The 20,598-nt window shown below is 69.1% G+C and carries 21 protein-coding genes and 2 pseudogenes; 7 read left to right on the top strand and 16 right to left on the bottom strand.

Annotated features, from left to right (window positions below):
* Positions 1 to 3: 3 nt before the first annotated feature.
* Positions 4 to 345, bottom strand: coding sequence for a hypothetical protein (locus M2157_RS16255; protein WP_007384743.1), 342 nt, complete (start codon positions 343 to 345; stop codon positions 4 to 6).
* 223 nt (positions 346 to 568) lie between these two features.
* Between M2157_RS16255 and M2157_RS16260 the strand changes: the two genes are divergently transcribed.
* Positions 569 to 1,597, top strand: coding sequence for an LLM class flavin-dependent oxidoreductase (locus tag M2157_RS16260; RefSeq protein WP_280862538.1), 1,029 nt, complete (start codon positions 569 to 571; stop codon positions 1,595 to 1,597).
* A gap of 86 nt (positions 1,598 to 1,683) precedes the next feature.
* Here the strand turns inward: M2157_RS16260 and M2157_RS16265 are convergent, their stop codons facing one another.
* Complete coding sequence (locus M2157_RS16265; protein WP_007384741.1) at positions 1,684 to 2,076, bottom strand: SCO5389 family protein; 393 nt, start codon at positions 2,074 to 2,076, stop codon at positions 1,684 to 1,686.
* Positions 2,077 to 2,331: 255 nt separating this feature from the next.
* Between M2157_RS16265 and nucS the strand changes: the two genes are divergently transcribed.
* Entirely contained in the window at positions 2,332 to 3,003 is a 672-nt protein-coding gene (gene nucS / locus M2157_RS16270) for an endonuclease NucS (protein ID WP_020122757.1), read from the top strand.
* 69 nt (positions 3,004 to 3,072) lie between these two features.
* Here the strand turns inward: nucS and M2157_RS16275 are convergent, their stop codons facing one another.
* The 4 genes and pseudogenes from M2157_RS16275 to M2157_RS16290 form a co-directional block, all read right to left on the bottom strand.
* Positions 3,073 to 5,604 carry an ATP-binding protein gene (locus tag M2157_RS16275; RefSeq protein WP_280862539.1) on the bottom strand — a complete coding sequence of 844 codons (2,532 nt, stop codon included), beginning with the start codon at positions 5,602 to 5,604 and terminating at the stop codon, positions 3,073 to 3,075.
* A 231-nt stretch (positions 5,605 to 5,835) separates the two neighbouring features.
* Positions 5,836 to 6,159 carry an STAS domain-containing protein gene (locus tag M2157_RS16280; RefSeq protein WP_031040714.1) on the bottom strand — a complete coding sequence of 108 codons (324 nt, stop codon included), beginning with the start codon at positions 6,157 to 6,159 and terminating at the stop codon, positions 5,836 to 5,838.
* Between the two features lie 151 nt (positions 6,160 to 6,310).
* Positions 6,311 to 7,159, bottom strand: coding sequence for a 3-hydroxyacyl-CoA dehydrogenase family protein (locus M2157_RS16285; RefSeq protein WP_280862540.1), 849 nt, complete (start codon positions 7,157 to 7,159; stop codon positions 6,311 to 6,313).
* 140 nt (positions 7,160 to 7,299) lie between these two features.
* A pseudogene (locus M2157_RS16290) lies at positions 7,300 to 7,407 on the bottom strand (TetR/AcrR family transcriptional regulator); the annotation flags it as partial.
* A gap of 71 nt (positions 7,408 to 7,478) precedes the next feature.
* Between M2157_RS16290 and M2157_RS16295 the strand changes: the two are divergent.
* The gene (locus tag M2157_RS16295; RefSeq protein WP_280862541.1) at positions 7,479 to 8,051 is read left to right on the top strand and encodes a cob(I)yrinic acid a,c-diamide adenosyltransferase; all 573 of its coding nucleotides are present in this window, start codon (positions 7,479 to 7,481) and stop codon (positions 8,049 to 8,051) included.
* 52 nt (positions 8,052 to 8,103) lie between these two features.
* Positions 8,104 to 8,169: pseudogene (locus tag M2157_RS16300) on the top strand (cob(I)yrinic acid a c-diamide adenosyltransferase); the annotation flags it as partial.
* Positions 8,170 to 8,256: 87 nt separating this feature from the next.
* Here M2157_RS16300 and M2157_RS16305 read toward each other — a convergent pair.
* Entirely contained in the window at positions 8,257 to 8,787 is a 531-nt protein-coding gene (locus tag M2157_RS16305) for a hypothetical protein (RefSeq protein WP_280865578.1), read from the bottom strand.
* Positions 8,788 to 8,937: 150 nt separating this feature from the next.
* On the opposite strand from M2157_RS16305, the gene M2157_RS16310 reads away from it, so the two are divergent.
* The 3 genes from M2157_RS16310 (at position 8,938) to M2157_RS16320 (ending at position 12,715) form a co-directional block, all read left to right on the top strand.
* Positions 8,938 to 10,113 (top strand): histidine kinase, encoded by a 1,176-nt coding sequence (locus tag M2157_RS16310; protein WP_280865579.1) that lies wholly within the window; start codon positions 8,938 to 8,940, stop codon positions 10,111 to 10,113.
* Complete coding sequence (locus M2157_RS16315; protein ID WP_280865580.1) at positions 10,110 to 10,751, top strand: response regulator transcription factor; 642 nt, start codon at positions 10,110 to 10,112, stop codon at positions 10,749 to 10,751. Before M2157_RS16310 ends, M2157_RS16315 begins: the two co-directional genes overlap by 4 nt.
* Before the next feature lie 140 nt (positions 10,752 to 10,891).
* Positions 10,892 to 12,715, top strand: a complete 1,824-nt coding sequence (locus M2157_RS16320; protein WP_280865581.1) for a glycoside hydrolase family 18 chitinase — start codon at positions 10,892 to 10,894, stop codon at positions 12,713 to 12,715.
* An 8-nt stretch (positions 12,716 to 12,723) separates the two neighbouring features.
* Here the strand turns inward: M2157_RS16320 and M2157_RS16325 are convergent, their stop codons facing one another.
* From M2157_RS16325 to atpB, 9 genes are all read right to left on the bottom strand, one after another.
* Complete coding sequence (locus M2157_RS16325; RefSeq protein ID WP_057612075.1) at positions 12,724 to 13,170, bottom strand: DUF2550 domain-containing protein; 447 nt, start codon at positions 13,168 to 13,170, stop codon at positions 12,724 to 12,726.
* A 142-nt stretch (positions 13,171 to 13,312) separates the two neighbouring features.
* On the bottom strand, positions 13,313 to 13,687 hold the full coding sequence (locus M2157_RS16330; protein ID WP_007384727.1) for a F0F1 ATP synthase subunit epsilon: 375 nt from the start codon (positions 13,685 to 13,687) through the stop codon (positions 13,313 to 13,315).
* A gap of 133 nt (positions 13,688 to 13,820) precedes the next feature.
* Positions 13,821 to 15,257, bottom strand: a complete 1,437-nt coding sequence (atpD, locus tag M2157_RS16335) for a F0F1 ATP synthase subunit beta (RefSeq protein WP_280862546.1) — start codon at positions 15,255 to 15,257, stop codon at positions 13,821 to 13,823.
* The gene (locus tag M2157_RS16340; protein WP_280862547.1) at positions 15,257 to 16,174 is read right to left on the bottom strand and encodes a F0F1 ATP synthase subunit gamma; all 918 of its coding nucleotides are present in this window, start codon (positions 16,172 to 16,174) and stop codon (positions 15,257 to 15,259) included. The genes atpD and M2157_RS16340 overlap by 1 nt, the downstream gene beginning before the upstream one ends.
* Positions 16,175 to 16,194: 20 nt before the next feature.
* Entirely contained in the window at positions 16,195 to 17,787 is a 1,593-nt protein-coding gene (gene atpA, locus M2157_RS16345; RefSeq protein WP_266526974.1) for a F0F1 ATP synthase subunit alpha, read from the bottom strand.
* 125 nt (positions 17,788 to 17,912) lie between these two features.
* Positions 17,913 to 18,728 (bottom strand): F0F1 ATP synthase subunit delta, encoded by an 816-nt coding sequence (locus tag M2157_RS16350; protein WP_280862548.1) that lies wholly within the window; start codon positions 18,726 to 18,728, stop codon positions 17,913 to 17,915.
* Entirely contained in the window at positions 18,725 to 19,267 is a 543-nt protein-coding gene (locus M2157_RS16355) for a F0F1 ATP synthase subunit B (protein WP_280865582.1), read from the bottom strand. Before M2157_RS16355 ends, M2157_RS16350 begins: the two co-directional genes overlap by 4 nt.
* Positions 19,268 to 19,307: 40 nt before the next feature.
* Positions 19,308 to 19,538: an ATP synthase F0 subunit C gene (atpE, locus tag M2157_RS16360; RefSeq protein ID WP_009321656.1), complete on the bottom strand. Its 231-nt coding sequence runs from the start codon at positions 19,536 to 19,538 to the stop codon at positions 19,308 to 19,310.
* A 74-nt stretch (positions 19,539 to 19,612) separates the two neighbouring features.
* A complete protein-coding gene (gene atpB, locus M2157_RS16365; RefSeq protein WP_280865583.1) occupies positions 19,613 to 20,440 on the bottom strand; it encodes a F0F1 ATP synthase subunit A in 828 nt (275 codons plus the stop codon).
* Positions 20,441 to 20,598: the final 158 nt, after the last annotated feature.

The raw sequence follows: 20,598 nt of genomic DNA on the forward strand, positions 1-20,598 counted from the left end.
CCCCTAGAACCTCGGCGCGTTACGGGACCGCTGCACCCGCGTGGTGCGGCGGTCCCGTGCGTTCCAGCACGCCTTGTGCCAGTGTCTGCGCTCGTCGACACCCGAGTGGTCCGGCCAGGCCACGACGTGCGGGACACCGTCCGGGATCATCTGGTCGCAGCCCGGACAGCGGTACGTCTTGCCCTGCGCGCTCGCCCCTGCCACATGCCTGATGTTCCAGTCCTCGCCCTGCCAGTGCGTCGAGGACTGGAAGCCGCCGTAGCGGCCGGAACGGTCGTCCTCGGCACTCCGGCCGGCCGAGTCCGACGAACCGGAACCCTTGGGTCGGTTGCGACGCGGGGACACAGGACACCTCACGGGGCTATACAGGAAGCAGGGACCGTGTCCAGCCTACGCGGCACGAGGCGGGGTACGCGTAGGGCACCAACCCCCACAAGTGCCCCTCCGGGGCGACCCATTCTGCAGACAATCGGCAAATCTCTCCGCCAGGCCGTGTCCTCGGCACGTGTCAGACGGTTATGCCGGGTGGGGGAGCTCCGTGTCGGAGCCAAGGAAGCAGGAAAAGCACATGCACGTTGGAAGTTTCGTGTTGGCGGCCCAGTTCCCGGGGCAGGGCCAGGGGGAGGCGCTGCACCGCGCGGTCCGCTCGGCCGAGGTCGCGGAGGAGGCTGGACTCGACGCCGTCTGGCTGGCAGAACACCACTTCGTGCCGTACGGCACCTGCCCGTCGGCGATCACCCTGGCGGCCTTACTGCTGGGCCGCACCCGCCGTATCCGCGTCGGCACCGCCGTGAGCGTGCTGCCCACGGCCCACCCCGTCGCCCTCGGCGAACAGGCCGCGCTGCTGCACATGACGAGCGGCGGGCGCTTCTCGCTGGGCGTGGGGCGCGGCGGTCCGTGGGTCGACCTGGAGGTGTTCGGGTCGGGTCTTCAGGCGTACGAGGAGGGGTTCCCGGAATCACTCGATCTGCTGGTCCGCTGGCTGCGCGAACCCTCCGTCGGAGCCGACGGCGAGCGTTTCCGCTTCCGTGAAGTGCCCGTCGTACCGAGGCCGTCGGAATCACTGACGGAAGCGGAGGGTCCCGAGGTGATCGTCGCCTGCACCTCCCCGGCGAGTGTCCGGCTGGCAGCCGAGCGCGGGCTGCCGATGCTGCTCGGGATGCATGTCGGGGACGAGGAGAAGGCGGAGATGGTCGCCCTGTGGCGCAGGCAGGCGCGTGCCGCCGGACACGCGCCGGAGAAGGTCCTGGACGCGCCCCATGTCTCGGCCGGCGTCTGCCAGATCGCGGACCGGCGCACGGACGCGGTGGAGGCCCTGGTGAAGGCGATGCCGGGCTGGCTCAGGCAGGGGCTCGGCGCCCATGTCACGGTCGACGGCCGCCCACGGCAGATGCGCGATCCGGTGGCGTACACCGAACTGCTCTGCGGGCTGCACCCGGTGGGGACCCCGCGGCTGTGCGCCGACCGCCTCGCGGCGACCAGCGAACGGACGGGTGTCTCCCGCTTCGCCCTGCTCGTCGAGGGTTCGGGAGATCTGGCGGCCACCGAGGAGAACGTACGGCGGCTGGGTGCGGAAGTGCTGCCGCATCTGACCTGAAACGGAACTGCCTTGCCCGGCGGGAGCTTGCCGCCCCGGTACTGATGCACCTCCCGCGTACGGAGCGGCAAGCAAGCGGCGCCGCGTCAGCAGTCCCGGAACTCCGGAGACTGGTTCAGCAGCTGACTGCGCACCGAGGTGAAGCGGACCAGCGTCTCGTCGACCGAGGAGTCCAACGGGAACACCGCCACCCGGTGGCAGTTCTGGAAGGCCAGCCGCACACCGAAGTGCCGCTGCAGCGCGCCGCGTATCGCGTCACTCGCAAGCGCACGCAGCAGCTGACCGCGTGCCTGCTCGTCCGGCGGAGGCGTCTGGTTGTCGGCGAAGTTGCCGCCGTCGACCTTCAGCTGGGCCACCAGGGAGCTGATCATCTCCCATGCGTAGGGCAGGGAGGTCCGGACGCAGTCGACGAATTCCGCTTCGTCGACCTCGCCTCGCTCGGCCTTCTCGAGTAGGGCCGGTGAGACGTCGAGCGACATGGGTTCTCCTCTCGCACCCCCGATTTCTCAGGGGTTGCCGGACAGATGAGGGAGTTCGCGCTGCCGGACACGCTCAGTACACGCCTCGCGACCTCCCGTTTACTACGGTAGGCAACGGGCGGTGACGGCACCAGGAGAATGCGAACAAAGAGCACTCCCAACAGGCCCACAATCGGCCACAAGTGAACAGGGTTTCTCCACAGCCTTACGGGCCGAATCGCGTGGACATGCGCCCGTCGAGTAGCGTTGCCGACCATGCGTCTCGTCATTGCCCGGTGTTCCGTCGACTACGCGGGCCGGCTCACCGCCCACCTGCCCTCGGCCCCCCGTCTGATCCTGGTGAAGGCGGACGGCAGCGTCTCCATCCACGCCGACGACCGGGCCTACAAGCCCCTGAACTGGATGTCGCCGCCCTGCACGTTGAAGGAGGGGACCGGCGACGAGGAAGGCGTCTGGACCGTCATCAACAAGGCGGGCGAGAAGCTCATCATCACGATGGAGGAAGTTCTCCACGACTCCTCGCACGAACTCGGCGTGGATCCTGGCCTGATCAAGGACGGCGTGGAAGCACACCTTCAGGAACTGCTCGCCGACCGCATCGAAACGCTCGGCGACGGCTACACCCTGATCCGCCGCGAGTACATGACGGCCATCGGTCCGGTCGACATCCTCTGCCGGGACGCCGAAGGCCAGACGGTCGCGGTGGAGATCAAGCGGCGCGGCGAGATCGACGGCGTCGAGCAACTCACCCGCTACCTCGACCTGTTGAACCGGGACCCCCATCTCGCCCCGGTCCGCGGCATCTTCGCCGCCCAGGAGATCAAGCCCCAGGCCCGTGTCCTCGCGACCGACCGCGGTATCGGCTGCCACGTCATGGACTACGACGCGCTGCGGGGCATCGAGGACGACAAGCTGCGGCTGTTCTGACAGCGCTTCTACGACGACGAGGGCCGGGTCCGCTTCTTGGACCCGGCCCTCTGGTGTCACGCGGTGTCTCTAGATGACCGGACCACTCGGTGAGCTCACGGTGCTGCTCTGCGGGGCACTGGCCGAGCTGCTGGTCTCCACCGGGGAGGTGGAGGCGGGGCCGCTGGCCGAGTTGGAGTTGGTCGGGGTCGTGTCGGTCGGGGTGGGAGTGGGCGTGGGCGTGCTCGACGGTGGTTCCGACGTGTCGGACGGCGTCGAGGACGGGGATCCGGAACCCGTCGGATTGCCGGACGGCGTCGTCGGCCTCGTCGTGTTCGACGGCCTCGGCGACGACGGCCTGGACGAACTCGACGAACCACCGCCCTGCGTCCCGCTCGGCTTGTCCGAAGGCTCCGCCGTCCCCGTGGGCGTCGGATCGTCCGAAGTCCCGTAGGTGCCATCGGGCCCCGGGTCGGTCGGACGGGACGTCGCCGTGCCGGTGTCACCGGGATTGTCGTCGTTCTTCGGGACGTCGGCGCCGAGGTTGCCGTCGTCGATGCCGACGCTGGCCGACGGGTTGACGCCCACCTCGTTGGACGGGGAGTTCGGGTCGTTGTCGGAGGTGGCGCCCAGCGTCACGACCGTGCCGAGCACCGCGACCAGCAGCGCACCCGCGCCGGCCGCGACGAGGTTGCGCTTGGCGAGGCCCTTGAGTCCGCCCCGGGCCTTGCGCGAGGGCGCGGGCGTGGAGGGCGAGCGGTGGACGACGATGGTCTGCGAGTCGGCGGGCGGCTGGAGCGGCGGGAAGGCCGCGGGTACTCCCCCGGGCGGTGAGGCGGACTCGTCGTACCGGGCGTCGGGCAACTCCTCGCCCGCCATCGCGCCGAGGCCGGCCAGGCCGGGCGCGCTGCCGTCCCGGTCGGAGACCAGGGCGAGGGCGCGGCGGCCCGCGACGGTGCCGCGCTTGTCGGCGAGGGCGCCGCGCAGGCCGATGGAGGCCTCCAGCTCGGCGCGGGCCCGGTCGAGCTGTCCGCCGCAGAGCGCGAGGATGCCGAGTTCGTGGTGGAAGTAGGCCTGTTCGGACACCTCGCCGGCCAGCCGGGAGGCCTCGGAACCGGCCCGCAGCGAACGCTCCCAGGCCCCCCAGTGGCCGCCGGCGGCGAACGCGGGCGCCGCCGTGCGGGCCAGCTGCACGGTGGCGGCCTCCTCGCCCTCGGCGGGCGGGGTGGAGGTCGGGACCAGGACGGCGAGGGCGGCGAGCAGGGCGTCGGCCTCGGCACACACCCGCTCGGGGGTGACCGAGGGGTGTCCGGCCCACCAGCCGTAGTGCTGGGCGGCGGTGCGGGCGCGGGTCTCGATGTCGTCGCCGTATCCGGCGGCTTCCAGCTGGGTGAGGACACCGGCGGCGAGCCGGTAGCGGGCGCCGACCGGGGAGACCAGACCGCAGTCCGCGAGCTCGCCGAGTGCGGCGTCCGCGTGGGTGTCGCCGACCAGTGCGGGCAGGTGCGCCTGGTGGGGCACCTCGCCGCCGAGCGCGACGGCGAACCGCAGGGTGGCGCGCGCGGACTCGCTCAGCCGGGACGCGAGCAACGGGGCCGGTGCCGCGGCCTCGCCGAGCGCGGGCAGGGGTATCTCCTCGCCCTCGTCGGGAGTGAACGGGGCGTCGACCGGGGCCGCGTCCGCGAAGACGCCGAACTCGTCGACGGCATTCGCCCCGGCCCGCATCCGGTCGCGCTGCCTGAGCAGAGCACCCGCCTGGACGAAGCGCAGGGGCAGCCCCTCGGACTCGAACCAGAGGTCGCCCGCCCAGTTCGACTCCTCCTCCGTCAGCACCCGGCCGACGGAACGCTCCAGGAGTTCCAGGCCGTCGGCGCGCTCCAGGCCACTGAGGAAGATCTCCTCGACGGCGGAGTCGGCCGAGGGCGCGGGCACGTCGGGCGTCGCGCCGATCACGAACGCGCACTCGGGGGTGGCGTCCAGCAGTTCGTCGAGGGCCGCGCCGCCGAACTCGATGTCGTCGAGGACGACGACCGCGCCGACCTCGCGGACGCAGGACAGCAGCTCGTCCCGGTCGGGACGGTGCAGGGGCGAGTTGAAGACGGCGTAGAAGAGGTCGTACAGCAGCTCGCTCGCCGTGCGGTTGAAGCCGGTGAGGCGGACCACCCCGTCGGGGGCGAGGTCCGCGCAGTCCTCGGCGACGAGGTCGAGGAGGCTGGTGCGGCCGGAGCCGGCGGGGCCGGTCAGGCGTACCGAGCGGCCGCGGGCGAGCAGCCGCACGAGCCGTTCGCGCTCGTCCTGGCGGGCCAGGAGCGACAGCGCGGTGCGGGTCGGTCCGGGCGGGACGGGCGGGCGGGCGGCCCGGTTCACCTCGGCGCGTTCTGCGGCGCTGTATCTCTCGGGCCGTACGGGCCGCTCGCCGGGCGGGCAGGCCTCTATCTCGCTGCCGTCGACGGGGTTGACGGTGAGCAGGAAGTCACCGGCGACGAGCTGCACGGTGCGGGCGAGCGCGGGTGAGTGCTGGCCGAAATCCGGTGTGAGGGAGTCCCTGGGAGGCCGCTGACGCGGCGAACCGCCGTCGTCGTCATGGCTGTACTCCTCGGGTCCCCGGTTGTTCGGGTCCATAGGTTCAAGCCCCCCAAAAGCGTCTCGTGTGCCGTCAGTGGCCCCCTCCCGGCCTGCAGCACACTGCGCTGTCGCTTCTGGTCCGGGCCCGCTGGAAGGGATGCAGACAGCGGGCGACCGAACCCTAAACCTTCGCACAGTATCTACGACAGCCCGGGGTCCCGCGCCGTCCGAGACGTCACAGTCTCGTGAGGATTGCGCGCGGGATACGTTTCGCCTGGGTGGGCGGGGTCACACGCGGGGTAGTGACTCCACCCCGATACCGCCTTCGATCGCCAGGATCCGGTGCAGTCGGGTGGCGACCAGGAGGCGCTGCATCTGCGGCGGTACGTCGCGCAGCACCAGCCGGCGACCGCAGCGACCGGCCCTGCGGTGTGCCCCCATGATCACCCCGAGCCCGGTGGCGTCCCAGGAATCCAGCTCGGACAGGTCGAGCACCAGGTCGCCGACTCCGTCGTCGACGGCCGAGTGCAGGACCGTACGGGCGTCCGCCGCGCTGCGGACGTCGAGGCGGCCCCCGACGACCAGCTCGGCGTGGTCGCCCCTGATGTACATATGCGCTCCCCGTGAGTGCGTGTAGTACTCCACGAATCTGATGTCCAGTGATGACACCTCTGACTGCGTTGGGCGGTCGGAGGTTGCCGTCTGTAAGCGAACCGATACCGAATTCACCCTCGGGTGTGAAACCCGAGGGGCTTGTGCGGTTTCAGTGCTTGTAGAAGCCCTGCCCGCTCTTGCGTCCGATGTCACCGGCGTCCACCATCCGGCGCATCAGCTCCGGCGGGGCGAACTTCTCGTCCTGGGACTCGGTGTAGATGTTGCTGGTGGCGTGCAGCAGGATGTCGACGCCGGTCAGGTCCGCCGTGGCGAGCGGTCCCATGGCGTGGCCGAAGCCCAGCTTGCAGGCGAGGTCGATGTCCTCGGCGGTCGCGACGCCCGACTCGTAGAGCTTGGTCGCCTCGACGACGAGGGCGGAGATGAGACGGGTGGTCACGAACCCCGCCACGTCCCTGTTGACGACGATGCAGGTCTTGCCGACCGACTCGGCGAACTCCCGCGCGGCGGCGAGGGTTTCGTCGCTCGTCTTGTAGCCGCGGACCAGCTCGACGAGCTGCATCATCGGCACCGGCGAGAAGAAGTGCACGCCGACGACCCGCTCCGGGCGCTCGGTGGCCGCCGCGATCTTGGTGATCGGGATCGCGGAGGTGTTGGAGGCCAGCACCGCGTCCGGGCGGACGATCTTGTCGAGCGTGCGGAAGATCTCGTGCTTGACTTCGAGCTTCTCGAAGACGGCCTCGACGACGATGTCGGCGTCGGCGGCGGCGTCCAGGTCGGTGGTCGCGGTGATCCGGGCGAGGGCGGCGTCGGCGTCGTGCGCCTCCAGCCTGCCCTTGCTCACGAACTTGTCGTACGAAGCCTTGATGCCGTCGGTGCCGCGGGTCAGCGCCTCGTCGGTGACGTCCCTGAGGACCACGTCCCAGCCCGCCTGGGCGGAGACCTGGGCGATACCGGAACCCATCAAGCCGGCGCCGATGACGGCAAGCTTCCGTGCCACTGTTGCGACTCCCCTTTGAAACGCCTTACACCCTGTTTACGTTGCCTCTTCGGCGGACCCTAGCGCTCGTGAGGTGCTGTGTGACCGGTTAGTAATGCGCGTCACGTCTCATCTGACGGACATCACACCGGCAGGCGTCACTAGTGGTCTCGTACGGCGTAGTTGAGCACCTTATCGCTCAACAGCTCCTCCTTCTCGTCGAGAAGCACGAGCACCTCTCGTGATACTTCGTCCGGATTGCGTCCGGCGGCCGATCTGACCGGCGATCAGGCCTCCTCCGAGCTCGCCTCGACGGCCGGAGCGTACTTACGCTGACCTCATGGTCAATCTGACGCGCATCTACACCAGGACCGGCGACCAGGGCACCACCGCCCTCGGCGACATGAGCAGGGTCGCCAAGACCGATCTGCGGATCTCCGCGTACGCGGACACCAACGAGGCGAACGCGGTGATCGGCACGGCGATCGCCCTGGGCGGCCTCGAGGAGGAGGTCGTCAAGGTCCTCACCCGTGTACAGAACGACCTGTTCGATGTCGGAGCCGATCTCTCGACGCCCGTCGTCGAGAACCCCGAGTTCCCGCCCCTGCGTGTCGAGCAGTTCTACATCGACAAGCTGGAGGCGGACTGCGACCGCTTCAACGAGCGGCTGGAGAAGCTCCGCTCCTTCATCCTCCCGGGCGGCACCCCGGGCGCGGCCCTGCTCCACCAGGCCTGCACGGTCGTACGCCGCGCCGAGCGCTCGACGTGGGCAGCGCTGGAGGTTCACGGCGAGGTGATGAACCCCCTCACTGCGACCTACCTGAACCGCCTGTCGGACCTGCTCTTCATCCTGGCCCGTACGGCCAACAAGGACGTCGGCGACACCCTGTGGGTACCCGGCGGCGAACGCTAACGACCACTCCCGCCCGGCCGGGGGTCCGGGGGTCGCCCCCGGAAGATGCAGCATCCTGGCCCGTACGGCCAACAAGGACGTCGGCGACACCCTGTGGGTACCCGGCGGCGAACGCTAACGACCACTCCCGTCGAAGATGCAGCATCCTGGCCCGTACGGTCGGCAAGGACGTCGGGGACGTGCTCTGGGTCCCGGGCGGGGAGCGTCAGCGGCCGCGCTTCGGGAACAGCGTGTAGCTGCCGGCGATGACCACGTTGATGCCGATCAGCCACAGCATGCGTTGCTGCCAGGCGCGCAGAGAGTCGGCCTGCCCGCCGCCGACGTACCAGACCGCGGCCTGGAGCAGAGCCATGGCGACCACCGCGGCGAGGATCCAGCGGCCCGCGACCTTCCACTCGTGGACGGCGCGGGCCCTGCCGTACCTCGGCGGCCGCACCGGCGGCGGGCCGCCCGCGAACCGGTGGGCGACCCGGGCGTCCGCCCACTTGATCGTGGAGTGCCCCAGCCCCACGGTGAAACCGATGTAGACGGCGGCCAGGCCGTGCTTCCAGTCGGGCTCGGCACCGTTCCTGAGGTCGATCGCGGTGACCGTGAACAGCACGAGCTCCAGCAACGGCTCGCACAGCAGCAGGGCCAGCCCGACGCGCGGCATGCGCAGCCCGTAACGGAAGGTCAGCCCGGCTGCCAGCAGCACCCAGAAGGCCACCTCGCACGCGACGATCAGTCCGACGATCACGACCGCTCCCTTCGTCCGCTCTCCAGGCTCCCGACCCGCGCGGCCCCTTTCGTCGTCGCCGGTGACGAAACCGCCGTACATCGAAAGATGCAGTCCAGGACCGTCCCCGGGCATCAGGCGCCGCGCGCGGACACCGTGTTGGATGGAGTCATGGCCCTCCCCCGCCCGCACCGTTTCGACGTGTACATCGCGGCCGGCGGGCTGCTCGGCGGCCTGCTGCTGGTGGGCATCGGTCTGGGCACCAGGCCGTCCAGCGACCCGATGACCCTCTTCGACGGCCCCTGGCCGGTGCTCGTGCCGCTCACCGTGCTGGCCGGCTGTGAACTGCTGCGCCGGACGGCGCCCCGCACAGCCCTGCTCACCGGCACCGCCGCGATCTGCGCCGACCTGGTGACCCAGGGCAACCTCGCCACGATCCTGATGTTCACCGATGTCGTCTACGCGGCCGTCCTCTACGGCCCGCTCGCCTCGGCCCGCCGCATCCAGTGGATCACCGGCCTGCTGACCGTGGCCGGGACGCTGGTGCCGTTCGCGGTATGGCGGGTGCCGGAGGCACTGCTGATCGGCGTGGTCGTCGGCGTCGTGGCGTACGGGCCGGCCGCCACCGGGTGGATCGTGCGCAACCACCGTGACGCCGCCGAGGCCGCCCGGCTGCGCGCCGAACAGACCGCGCTGCTCGCCGAGATGGATCGCGCCCAGGCCGTCACCGCCGAGCGCGCCAGGATGGCGCGGGAGTTGCACGACATGGTCGCCAACCACCTGTCGGCGATCGCCATCCACTCCACGGCCGCGCTGTCCATCGACGACCCCGAGACCTCCCGGGAGGCCCTCTCGGTGATCCGGGAGAACAGCGTCGACGGGCTCGCCGAGATGCGCCGGCTGATCGGCATCCTGCGCGACGGAAGCGGGGACCATGAGCCGGCCGCGGCTCCCACACTCGACGGCCTCACGGCCCTCGTCGACAGCGCCCGCGCCAACGGCCTCGACGTCACCCTGTCCACGGATGGGCCGACACCCGCCGATGTGCCCGTTCCGGTCGAGCTCGCCGCCTACCGGATCGTCCAGGAGTCGCTGACCAACGCCCTGAAACACGCGTGCCCCGGCCGGGTCGGGGTGAGCCTCGCCCAGCGGGACGGTGAGCTGACCGTCGCGGTGAGCAGTCCGTACGGCGACCGGGACGGGCCCCGCGCCCCCGGTTCCGGCGCCGGGCTGGTCGGGATGCGCGAGCGGGCCGCGTTGCTCGGCGGCACGTTCGACGCCGGTCCCGACGGGCCGCACTGGACCGTGCGCGCCACCCTGCCCCTGCGTGAAGGAGTCCCCGAATGATCCGCGTCCTCGTCGCCGAGGACCAGTCCGCCGTCCGCGCCGGGCTGGTCCTCATTCTGCGCAGCGCCCCCGGCATCGAAGTGGTCGGCGAGGCGGCGGACGGTGAGCAGGCGGTGGCGCTGGCTCGCGAGTTGAGGCCGGACCTCGTGCTGATGGACGTCCAGATGCCCCGCCTGGACGGGGTGTCGGCGACCCGGCAGGTCGTCGGGGAAGGGCTCGCGGACGTCCTGGTGCTGACCACCTTCGATCTCGACGAGTACGTGTTCGGGGCCCTGCGGGCCGGGGCCGCCGGTTTCCTGCTGAAGAACACGGAGGCCAAGGACCTCATCGCCGCCGTGCGCACGGTGGCGCGGGGAGAGGGAATCGTCGCCCCTGCCGTCACCCGGCGTCTGATCGCCGAGTTCGCCGCCAGGCCGGTCCGGGGGACGAGCGCCGACCCTGCCGTCCTGGACACCCTCACCCGCCGGGAACGCGAGGTGCTGTCCTGTCTCGGGGAGGGCCTGTCCAACGCCGACATCGCCGAGCGCCTCGACATGGCGGAGGCCACGGTGAAGACGCACGTCAGCCGTCTGCTGGGGAAGCTGGGGCTGCGCAGCCGGGTGCAAGCGGCCGTTCTGGCGCAGGAGTTGCGGGTCTAGTTGCGCGTTGCACCAGAGTGGTCCAGACCTATTGACCCGTGGTCCAGACCTTTCTATTCTCGCGGCACCGTGGGTGTGAAGGCTCAGTCACGCCCCCAACTCCCCACTTTCAGGGGCAAATTCAGACAGGGAGGCGCACGATGCGCTTCAGACACAGAGCCGCGGCAGGATTCGCGACACTGTTGCTCCCCTTCGCCGGCCTGGTCGGCCTCGCGAGCTCCGCCCAGGCCGCGAGCACCGCCACCGCCACCTACGCCAAGACCCAGGACTGGGGCACCGGCTTCGAAGGCAAGTGGACGGTGAAGAACACCGGTACCACCAGCCTCAGTTCCTGGACCGTCGAGTGGGACTTCCCCTCCGGCACCTCCGTCACCTCCGCCTGGGACGCCGACGTCACCTCCTCCGGCACCCACTGGACCGCCAAGAACAAGTCCTGGAACGGCACCCTCGCCCCCGGCGCCTCCGTCTCCTTCGGCTTCAACGGCACCGGCTCCGGCTCCCCGGCGGGCTGCAAGCTCAACGGCGGCAGTTGTGACGGCGGCTCCACTCCGGGAGACGCGGCACCGTCCGCCCCCGGCACCCCCACCGCCTCCGGCATCACCAACACCTCGGTGAAGCTGGCCTGGAGCGCCGCCACCGACGACAAGGGCATCAAGAACTACGACGTGCTGCGCGACGGTGCCAAGGTGGCGACCGTGACGACGACCTCGTACACGGACACCGGTCTGACCGCCGGCACCGACTACTCGTACACCGTGCAGGCCCGTGACACCGCCGACCAGACCGGACCGGCCAGCGGCGCGGTCGCCGTGCACACCACCGGCGGCACCACCGACCCGCCACCCACCGGCTCCAAGGTCAAGCTCGGCTACTTCACCGAGTGGGGCGTGTACGGCCGCAACTACCACGTCAAGAACCTGGTGACCTCGGGCTCCGCCTCGAAGATCACGCACATCAACTACGCCTTCGGCAACGTCAAGGACGGCAAGTGCGTCGTCGACGACACCTACGCGGCCTACGACAAGGCGTACACCGCCGACCAGGCCGTCAGCGGCGTCGCCGACACCTGGGACCAGCCGCTGCGCGGCAACTTCAACCAGCTGCGTGAGCTCAAGGCCAAGTACCCGCACATCAAGGTGCTCTACTCCTTCGGCGGCTGGACCTACTCCGGCGGCTTCGCGCAGGCCGCGGCCAACCCCGCCGCCTTCGCCGCCTCCTGCAAGTCGGTCATCGAGGACCCGCGCTGGGCGGATGTCTTCGACGGCATCGACATCGACTGGGAGTACCCGAACGCCTGCGGTCTGACCTGCGACACCAGCGGGGCCGCCGCCTTCAAGAACCTGATGGGTGCGCTGCGTTCGGAGTTCGGCCCCAGCTACCTGGTCACCGCGGCCATCACGGCCGACGGCTCCTCCGGCGGCAAGATCGACGCGGCCGACTACGGTGGCGCCTCCCAGTACGTCGACTGGTACAACGTGATGACGTACGACTACTTCGGCGCCTTCGACGCGGACGGGCCGACCGCCCCGCACTCCCCGCTCACCTCGTACGCCGGCATCCCGACGGCGGGCTTCAACTCGGCCGACGCGATCGCCAAGCTGAAGTCGAAGGGCGTGGCCTCGAACAAGCTGCTGCTCGGCATCGGCTTCTACGGCCGCGGCTGGACCGGCGTCACCCAGGCCGCCCCCGGCGGCTCGGCGACCGGAGCGGCACCCGGCACCTACGAGGCGGGCATCGAGGACTACAAGATCCTCAAGACGTCCTGCCCCACCACCGGCACCGTCGCGGGCACGGCGTACGCCTACTGCGGCAACAACTGGTGGTCCTACGACACCCCCGCGACGATCGCCGGCAAGATGACCTGGGCCAAGAACCAGGGCCTCGGCGGCGCGTTCTTCTGGGAGTTCAGCGGCGACACCGGTAACGGAGAGCTGGTGAGCGCCATCAACAGCGGGCTGTCGTAATTGGGCCGCTAAGCGACGTTTACGCGCTGACCGGGCGGGGCTGCCTCCAGCCACGCGAGGAAACCGGTCAGCGCGTCTTCGCTCATCGCGAGCTCGAGACGCGTGCCCCGGTGCAGACAGGTCAGCACGATGTGGTCAGAGAGCAGCGCCAGCTCCTCCTCGCCCTCGGGCAGGCGACGCCCGGCGACCTCGATCGCGGCGCGCTCCAGCACCCGGCGCGGGCGATAGGCGTAGGAGAAGACGCGGTACCACTCGACACGGTCGCCGTTGTAGCGGGCGACGCCGTAGCTCCAGCCTTTGCCGCTGGTGTCGGTCTTCTCCGGCACGTCCCAGCGCAGGGAACAGTCGAAGGTGCCGCCGGAGCGCTGGATGAGTCTGCGCCGCAGACCGAAGACGAACAGCCCGAGCACCACCAGGGCCACGACGATTCCGCACACAGTCAGAGCGAGGACCATCGACACCGACCTCCTCGTCTCCTAGGTACCTTCAATAGGTAACGGAACGGAAAAAACATCCAGATCTGCCTCAGCCGCGACCGGCTCCGGATCACTCCGGTGCCGGCCGCGGCTGAGGAACGTCATACGGCTCCGCGCTGGTTCAGCGCGCCGTCGCCGCACGCAGTCGTACGTCCGCACGACGCTCGGCGGCGGCGTCGCCCTCCGCCTTCGCGCGCTCCAGCTCCCGCTCCGCGCGCTGGACGTCGATCTCGTCCGACAGCTCGGCGATCTCGGCCAGCAGCGACAGCTTGTTGTCCGCGAACGAGATGAAACCGCCGTGCACAGCGGCGACGACCGTCCCGCCATCACTCGTACGGATGGTCACCGGGCCCGACTCCAGCACACCGAGCAGCGGCTGGTGACCGGGCATGACGCCGATGTCGCCGGACGTGGTGCGCGCGACGACCAGGGTGGCCTCGCCGGACCAGACCTCTCGGTCGGCCGCGACCAGCGCGACGTGCAGCTCAGCAGCCAAGGTGGCTCCTCGGGTCACCACCCGGCGGTTCGGCCGGGTGTTGGTTACAAGTCTAGTGGGCGTGAATGAGGGGGCGGGACGTGCCCCGCCCCCTCAAGTGTGAACCACAGGGTTCACTCAGAACTCAGTGAGTTCAGGAGACGCCGAGCTCCTTGGCGTTGGCCTTGAGGTCCTCGATGCCACCGCACAGGAAGAACGCCTGCTCCGGGAAGTGGTCGTAGTCGCCGTCGATGATCGCGTTGAACGCGGTGATCGACTCGTCCAGCGGCACGTCCGAGCCGTCCACGCCGGTGAACTGCTTGGCGACGTGGGTGTTCTGGGACAGGAAGCGCTCCACGCGGCGGGCACGCTGGACGACCAGCTTGTCCTCCTCGCCGAGCTCGTCGATGCCGAGGATGGCGATGATGTCCTGGAGATCCTTGTACTTCTGCAGGACCCCCTTGACACGCATGGCGGTGTTGTAGTGGTCCGCCGTGATGTAGCGCGGGTCCAGGATCCGGGACGTGGAGTCCAGCGGGTCCACGGCCGGGTAGATGCCCTTCTCGGAGATCGGACGGGAGAGAACCGTCGTCGCGTCGAGGTGGGCGAAGGTGGTGGCCGGGGCCGGGTCGGTCAGGTCGTCCGCGGGGACGTAGATCGCCTGCATCGAGGTGATCGAGTGACCACGGGTCGAGGTGATGCGCTCCTGGAGGAGACCCATCTCGTCGGCCAGGTTCGGCTGGTAGCCCACCGCGGAGGGCATCCGGCCGAGCAGGGTCGAGACCTCGGAACCGGCCTGCGTGAAGCGGAAGATGTTGTCGATGAAGAACAGCACGTCCTGCTTCTGCACATCGCGGAAGTACTCCGCCATGGTCAGACCGGCCAGGGCCACGCGCAGACGGGTGCCCGGGGGCTCGTCCATCTGGCCGAAGACCAGGGCGGTCTTGTCGATGACGCCCGACTCCGCCATCTCCTCGATGAGGTCGTTGCCCTCACGGGTGCGCTCACCGACACCGGCGAACACGGAGACACCGTCGTGGTTGTTGGCGACGCGGTAGATCATCTCCTGGATGAGCACCGTCTTGCCGACGCCGGCACCACCGAACAGACCGATCTTTCCACCCTTGACGTACGGGGTGAGAAGGTCGATGACCTTGACGCCGGTCTCGAACATCTCGGTCTTCGACTCGAGCTCGTCGAAGTTCGGGGCCTTGCGGTGGATGGACCAGCGCTCGCCCTCGTAGGTCTCGTCGACGTTCAGCACCTCACCGAGGGTGTTGAACACCTTGCCCTTGGTGAAGTCGCCGACCGGGACGGTGATGCCCGTGCCGGTGTCGGTGACGGTGGCCTGGCGGACCAGACCGTCGGTGGGCTGCATGGAGATGGTGCGGACCAGGCCGTCACCCAGGTGCTGGGCGACCTCCAGGGTCAGCGTCTTCTTCTCGCCGTCCTTGGCCGGGTCGGCCACCTCGACGTGAAGCGCGTTGTAGATCTCCGGCATCGCGTCGACGGGGAACTCCACGTCGACGACCGGGCCGATGACCCGGGCGACGCGGCCCGTGGCAACGGCCGTCTCAACTGTCGTCGTCATTACCTGTCACTCCCCGCGGACGCGTCGGCCAGGGCTGCGGAGCCACCGACGATCTCGCTGATTTCCTGGGTGATTTCGGCCTGGCGGGCCGCGTTGGCAAGTCGGGAGAGGCTGGTGATCAGGTCTCCCGCGTTGTCGGTGGCCGACTTCATCGCGCGCCGCGTGGCGGCGTGCTTGGAGGCGGCCGACTGGAGCAGCGCGTTGTAGATACGGCTCTCGACGTAGCGCGGCAGAAGGGCGTCGAGGACGTCCTCCGCCGAGGGCTCGAAGTCGTACAACGGGAGGATCTCGCCCTGGGGGGCGGCCTCCTTCGCCACGTCTTCGAGGCTGAGCGGGAGCAGACGGTCGTCGAGCGCCGTCTGCGTCATCATCGAGACGAACTCGGTGAAGACGATGTGGAGCTCGTCCACGCCGCCCTCGGCCGTGTCCTTCTCGATGGCCTCGATCAGCGGCGCCGCGACCTTCTTGGCGTCCGCGTACGTTGGCTGGTCGGTGAAGCCGCCCCACGACTCCGTGATCTTGCGCTCACGGAAGTTGTAGTGCGCGACACCACGGCGGCCGACGATGTAGATCTCGACCTCCTTGCCCTCGCGCTCCAGCCGCTCGGTGAGCTGCTCCGCCGTCTTGATGGCGTTGGAGTTGAAGGCACCGGCGAGACCACGGTCGCTCGTCAGGAGCAGCACCGCGGACCGCACGACCGTCTCGGCCTGCGTGGTCAGCGGGTGCTTCGTGTTCGAGCCGGTACCAACCGCCGTGACCGCACGCGTCAGTTCCTGCGCGTACGGCGTGGAGGCCGCCACCTTGCGCTGCGCCTTGACGACGCGCGAGGCGGCGATCATCTCCATCGCCTTGGTGATCTTCTTGGTCGCGGTGACGGATCGGATGCGACGCTTGTAGACCCGGAGCTGGGCTCCCATGAGTCAGGTCCCTTCCGTCGTCACTTGGCCGTGGCGGCCGGCGCGTCTTCGCCGAGAAGCTTGCCGTCCGAAGTCTCGAACTGCTTCTTGAAGTCCGCGATGCCGTCGGCGATGGCGGTGAGCGTGTCGTCCGACATCTTGCCGCCCTCCTTGATGGAGGTCATGAGGCCCTGCTCCTTGCGGTGCAGGTACTCCAGCAGCTCCTTCTCGAAGCGGCGGATGTCGGAGACCGGGACCTCGTCCAGCTTGCCGGTGGTGGCCGCCCAGATGGAGACGACCTGGTCCTCGGTGGCCATCGGCTGGTACTGAGCCTGCTTGAGCAGCTCGACCAGTCGCTGACCGCGCTCCAGCTGCGCCTTCGACGCGGCGTCCAGGTCGGAACCGAAGGCGGCGAACGCCTCCAGCTCACGGTACTGGGCGAGGTCCAGGCGCAGACGGCCGGAAACCTGCTTCATCGCCTTGTGCTGCGCGGAACCACCGACTCGGGAGACGGAGATACCGACGTTCAGCGCGGGGCGCTGACCGGCGTTGAACAGGTCCGACTCCAGGAAGCACTGGCCGTCGGTGATGGAGATGACGTTGGTCGGGATGAACGCCGAGACGTCGTTGGCCTTGGTCTCGACGATCGGCAGACCGGTCATCGAGCCGGCACCCAGCTCGTCGGAGAGCTTCGCACAGCGCTCCAGCAGACGGGAGTGCAGGTAGAAGACGTCACCCGGGTAGGCCTCACGGCCCGGCGGGCGGCGCAGCAGGAGGGACACGGCGCGGTAGGCGTCGGCCTGCTTCGAGAGGTCGTCGAAGATGATGAGGACGTGCTTGCCCTCGTACATCCACTGCTGGCCGATGGCCGAACCGGTGTACGGCGCCAGGTACTTGAAGCCGGCCGGGTCGGACGCCGGGGCGGCGACGATGGTCGTGTACTCCAGCGCGCCGGCCTCTTCGAGGGCGCCACGCACGGAGGCGATGGTCGAGCCCTTCTGGCCGATGGCGACGTAGACGCAGCGGACCTGCTTCTTCGGGTCGCCGGAGCGCCAGTTGTCACGCTGGTTGATGATCGTGTCGACGGCCAGGGCGGTCTTGCCGGTCTGACGGTCACCGATGATCAGCTGACGCTGGCCACGGCCGATCGGGGTCATCGCGTCGACGGCCTTGTAGCCGGTCTCCATCGGCTCGTGCACCGACTTACGGGCCATGACGCCCGGAGCCTGCAGCTCAAGCGCGCGACGACCGCTGGTCTCGATCTCACCGAGGCCGTCGATCGGGTTGCCGAGCGGGTCGACGACGCGGCCGAGGTAGCCCTCGCCGACGGCCACGGAGAGGACCTCACCGGTACGGGAGACCGGCTGACCCTCCTCGATGCCGCTGAACTCACCGAGGACGACGCAGCCGATCTCGCGCTCTTCCAGGTTGAGCGCGAGGCCGAGGGTGCCGTCCTCGAACTTCAGCAGTTCGTTGGCCATGGCCGAGGGCAGACCCTCGACCTTCGCGATGCCGTCGCCGGCAAGGGTGACCGTACCGACCTCCTCGCGCGAGGCCGCGTCCGGCTTGTACGACTGGACGAAGTTCTCCAGCGCGTCCCGGATCTCCTCCGGCCGGATCGTGAGCTCCGCCATCTGGGTTCCCTGCTCTCCTTGTTGGGCCCGAAGTTTCACTTTGGGGGTCTGGGGGCGACCCCCAGGATTCTTCATGTACGGCCCAACCAGGGCCGTCGTAAGTACGTACTGCTATGAAGTTGCTGTCAGCCCGCCAGGCGGCGGCCGGCGTCCTCGATGCGGTCCGCGATGGAGCCGTTGATGACCTCGTCGCCGACCTGCACCCGGATCCCGCCGAGGACCTCGGGGTCCACGTCGAGGTTGAGGTGCATCTGGCGGCCGTAGAGCTTCGCCAGGGCACCGCCCAGACGCTGCTTCTGCTGGTCGCTCAGCGGAACCGCCGAGGTGACGACGGCCACCATGCGGTCCCGGCGCTCGGCGGCGAGCTTGGACAGGGACTCCAGTCCCGCCTCCAGGCTACGTCCCCGGGGCGCGGCCACAAGGCGCGTCACCAGACGCTCGGTCGTCGCATCGGCGCGGCCGCCGAGCAGGCTGCCGAGCAGCTCACGCTTGGCCGTGGCCGTTGCGGCGCGGTCGGTCAGCGCGGCGCGCAGCTCGGTGCTCGAGGCGACGATCCGGCCGAACCGGAACAGCTCGTCCTCGACGCTGTCGAGCTTGCCCCGCTGCTGCGCGGCGGTGAGGTCGGCGGCGTCGGCCAGCTCCTCCAGCGCGTCCACCAGGTCACGCGAGCGCGACCAGCGGGAGCGCACCATGCCGGACACCAGGTCGGTGGCGGGGCCTCCGACCTGCGTGCCGATCAGGCGCTGGGCCAGTTCGGCCTTGGCCTCGCCGGGCTGCGCCGGGTCGGTCAGGACCCGACGCAGCGACACCTCGCGGTCGAGCAGCGCGGTGACGGCGGCCAGCTCGTCGGCGAGCGAGCCGGCGTCCACGGACGTGTTGTCCGTCAGCGCGTCGAGACGCTCGCGTGCGGCTGCCAGGGCATCGCGGCTCGCTCCGTTCATCGCGCGGCCTCGGCCTTCTCCTCGAGGTCGTCGAGGAAGCGGTCGATCACGCGGCTCTGCCGGGCGTGGTCCTCGAGGGACTCACCGACGAGCTTGCCGGCCAGGTCGGTGGCGAGCTTGCCGACGTCCTGGCGCAGCGCGGAGGAAGCGGCCTTGCGGTCGGCCTCGATCTGCGCGTGACCGGCGGCGACGATCTCCTCGCGCTGCCGCTGGCCTTCCGCGCGCATCTCGGCGATGAGCGTGGCGCCCTGCTCCTGCGCCTCCTGGCGCAGACGCGCTGCCTCGTGGCGGGCCTCGGCGAGCTGTGCCTTGTACTGCTCAAGGACGCTCTGGGCCTCGGTCTGCGCGGCCTCGGCCTTCTCGATACCGCCCTCGATGGCCTCGCGACGCTCGTCCAGAACCTTGTTGATGTTCGGGAGGAGCTTCTTGGCGAGGAAGCCGAAGACGATGACGAAGGCGATGAGGCCGATGACGAGCTCGGGGATCGGCGGAATGAGGGGATTCTCCCCCTCACTCGCCGCAATGAGCAGCTGGCTCATTTGTATGCCTTTCGTCTAGTCGGCTGGACTGTGTCGGTGATCAGTAGCCGTAGACGAACGGCATGACCAGTCCGATCAGCGCCAGCGCCTCACAGAAGGCGAAACCGAGGATCTGGTTGGCGCGGATCAGGCCGGCCGCCTCGGGCTGACGGGCGAGAGCCTGGGTGCCGTTACCGAAGATGATGCCGACGCCGACGCCCGGGCCGATCGCGGCGAGGCCGTAACCGATGGAGCCGAGGGAGCCTTCGACAGCAGCAAGGGTCTGGGACATGCCAGTTCTTCCTTTTCTTTACGGACCGGTGGGGGTTGGCCACCGGACGACTTGGGGATCGAAAGTGCGCCGGATCAGTGGTGCTCGGCGAGAGCGCCCTGAATGTAGGTGCAGGTCAGCAGGACGAAGACGTACGCCTGAAGGGCCTGGATGAACAGCTCGAAGGCAGTCATCACGATGACCATCACGAACGAGACGCCCGCGTAGGCGATGCCCACACCGTTCAGCATGTACCAGCTGGCGATCGTGAAGAGCAGCAGCAGGGTGTGACCGGCGAACATGTTCGCGAAGAGTCGCACAGCGTGGGTGAACGGCCGGATCAGCAGGTTCGAGAACGCCTCGATCAGCATGGCCAGCGGCAGCACCGCGCCGAGCGACTTGTCGTAGCCCGTGACGTTCTTCCAGAAGCCGACGAACCCGTGCCGCTTGAAGGTCAGGGACACCCAGAGGATGTAGACGATCAGGGCCAGGACCAGCGGATACGAGATGATCGAGGTGACCGGGAACTGGGCGATCGGGATGATCGACCACAGGTTCAGCATCCAGACGAAGAAGAACAGCGAGACGACGAGCGGTACGTACTTCTCGCCTTCCTTCTTGCCGATGGTCTCGTAGACGACACCGCGCCGGATGAAGTCGTAGCCCGCCTCGGCGACCATCTGGAGCTTGCCGGGCACGACCTGCGGCCTACGGAAGGCCGCCCAGAAGAATCCGACGATGATGATCGAGCCGAGAAGCGCCAGCAACATCGTCTTGTTGAAGTACAGGTTGCTGTCCCCGTCGCCCATCAAGGGCTGGAACAGGAACGAATGCAGGCCCGGGGACACTTCGGCGAAGCCACACCCGTCGAACAGGTGGCAGTTGGTGTCGAAGGCGAGCACCTGCGTCGGGTCAGCACTCACCGCGGGCTCCTTCAGCGTGGCGCATAGGTACGGCAACCTCGTTGTGTCGGCGCGACTCATGGCCGCGGTTCGGCACGGGACTGGTGTTTCGGATGTGGGGGCGGCTCTTGGGCATCTCGCCTCGCGATTGAGCAGGCGTCAGCTCGGATGCCCGCGCC

Origin of the sequence: Streptomyces sp. SAI-127, from assembly GCF_029894425.1 — a bacterium.
Classification (GTDB): Bacteria; Actinomycetota; Actinomycetes; order Streptomycetales; family Streptomycetaceae; genus Streptomyces.

Bases quoted from the DNA above. Each gene is read 5' to 3' on its own strand.
- M2157_RS16260 (WP_280862538.1), top strand. From the start codon at position 569: ATGCACGTTGGAAGTTTCGTGTTGGCGGCCCAGTTCCCGGGGCAGGGC.
- M2157_RS16265 (WP_007384741.1), bottom strand. From the start codon at position 2,076: ATGTCGCTCGACGTCTCACCGGCCCTACTCGAGAAGGCCGAGCGAGGC.
- nucS (WP_020122757.1), top strand. From the start codon at position 2,332: ATGCGTCTCGTCATTGCCCGGTGTTCCGTCGACTACGCGGGCCGGCTC.
- M2157_RS16275 (WP_280862539.1), bottom strand. From the start codon at position 5,604: ATGGACCCGAACAACCGGGGACCCGAGGAGTACAGCCATGACGACGAC.
- M2157_RS16280 (WP_031040714.1), bottom strand. From the start codon at position 6,159: ATGTACATCAGGGGCGACCACGCCGAGCTGGTCGTCGGGGGCCGCCTC.
- M2157_RS16295 (WP_280862541.1), top strand. From the start codon at position 7,479: ATGGTCAATCTGACGCGCATCTACACCAGGACCGGCGACCAGGGCACC.
- M2157_RS16310 (WP_280865579.1), top strand. From the start codon at position 8,938: ATGGCCCTCCCCCGCCCGCACCGTTTCGACGTGTACATCGCGGCCGGC.
- M2157_RS16315 (WP_280865580.1), top strand. From the start codon at position 10,110: ATGATCCGCGTCCTCGTCGCCGAGGACCAGTCCGCCGTCCGCGCCGGG.
- M2157_RS16320 (WP_280865581.1), top strand. From the start codon at position 10,892: ATGCGCTTCAGACACAGAGCCGCGGCAGGATTCGCGACACTGTTGCTC.
- M2157_RS16325 (WP_057612075.1), bottom strand. From the start codon at position 13,170: ATGGTCCTCGCTCTGACTGTGTGCGGAATCGTCGTGGCCCTGGTGGTG.
- atpD (WP_280862546.1), bottom strand. From the start codon at position 15,257: ATGACGACGACAGTTGAGACGGCCGTTGCCACGGGCCGCGTCGCCCGG.
- M2157_RS16340 (WP_280862547.1), bottom strand. From the start codon at position 16,174: ATGGGAGCCCAGCTCCGGGTCTACAAGCGTCGCATCCGATCCGTCACC.
- atpA (WP_266526974.1), bottom strand. From the start codon at position 17,787: ATGGCGGAGCTCACGATCCGGCCGGAGGAGATCCGGGACGCGCTGGAG.
- M2157_RS16350 (WP_280862548.1), bottom strand. From the start codon at position 18,728: ATGAACGGAGCGAGCCGCGATGCCCTGGCAGCCGCACGCGAGCGTCTC.
- M2157_RS16355 (WP_280865582.1), bottom strand. From the start codon at position 19,267: ATGAGCCAGCTGCTCATTGCGGCGAGTGAGGGGGAGAATCCCCTCATT.
- atpE (WP_009321656.1), bottom strand. From the start codon at position 19,538: ATGTCCCAGACCCTTGCTGCTGTCGAAGGCTCCCTCGGCTCCATCGGT.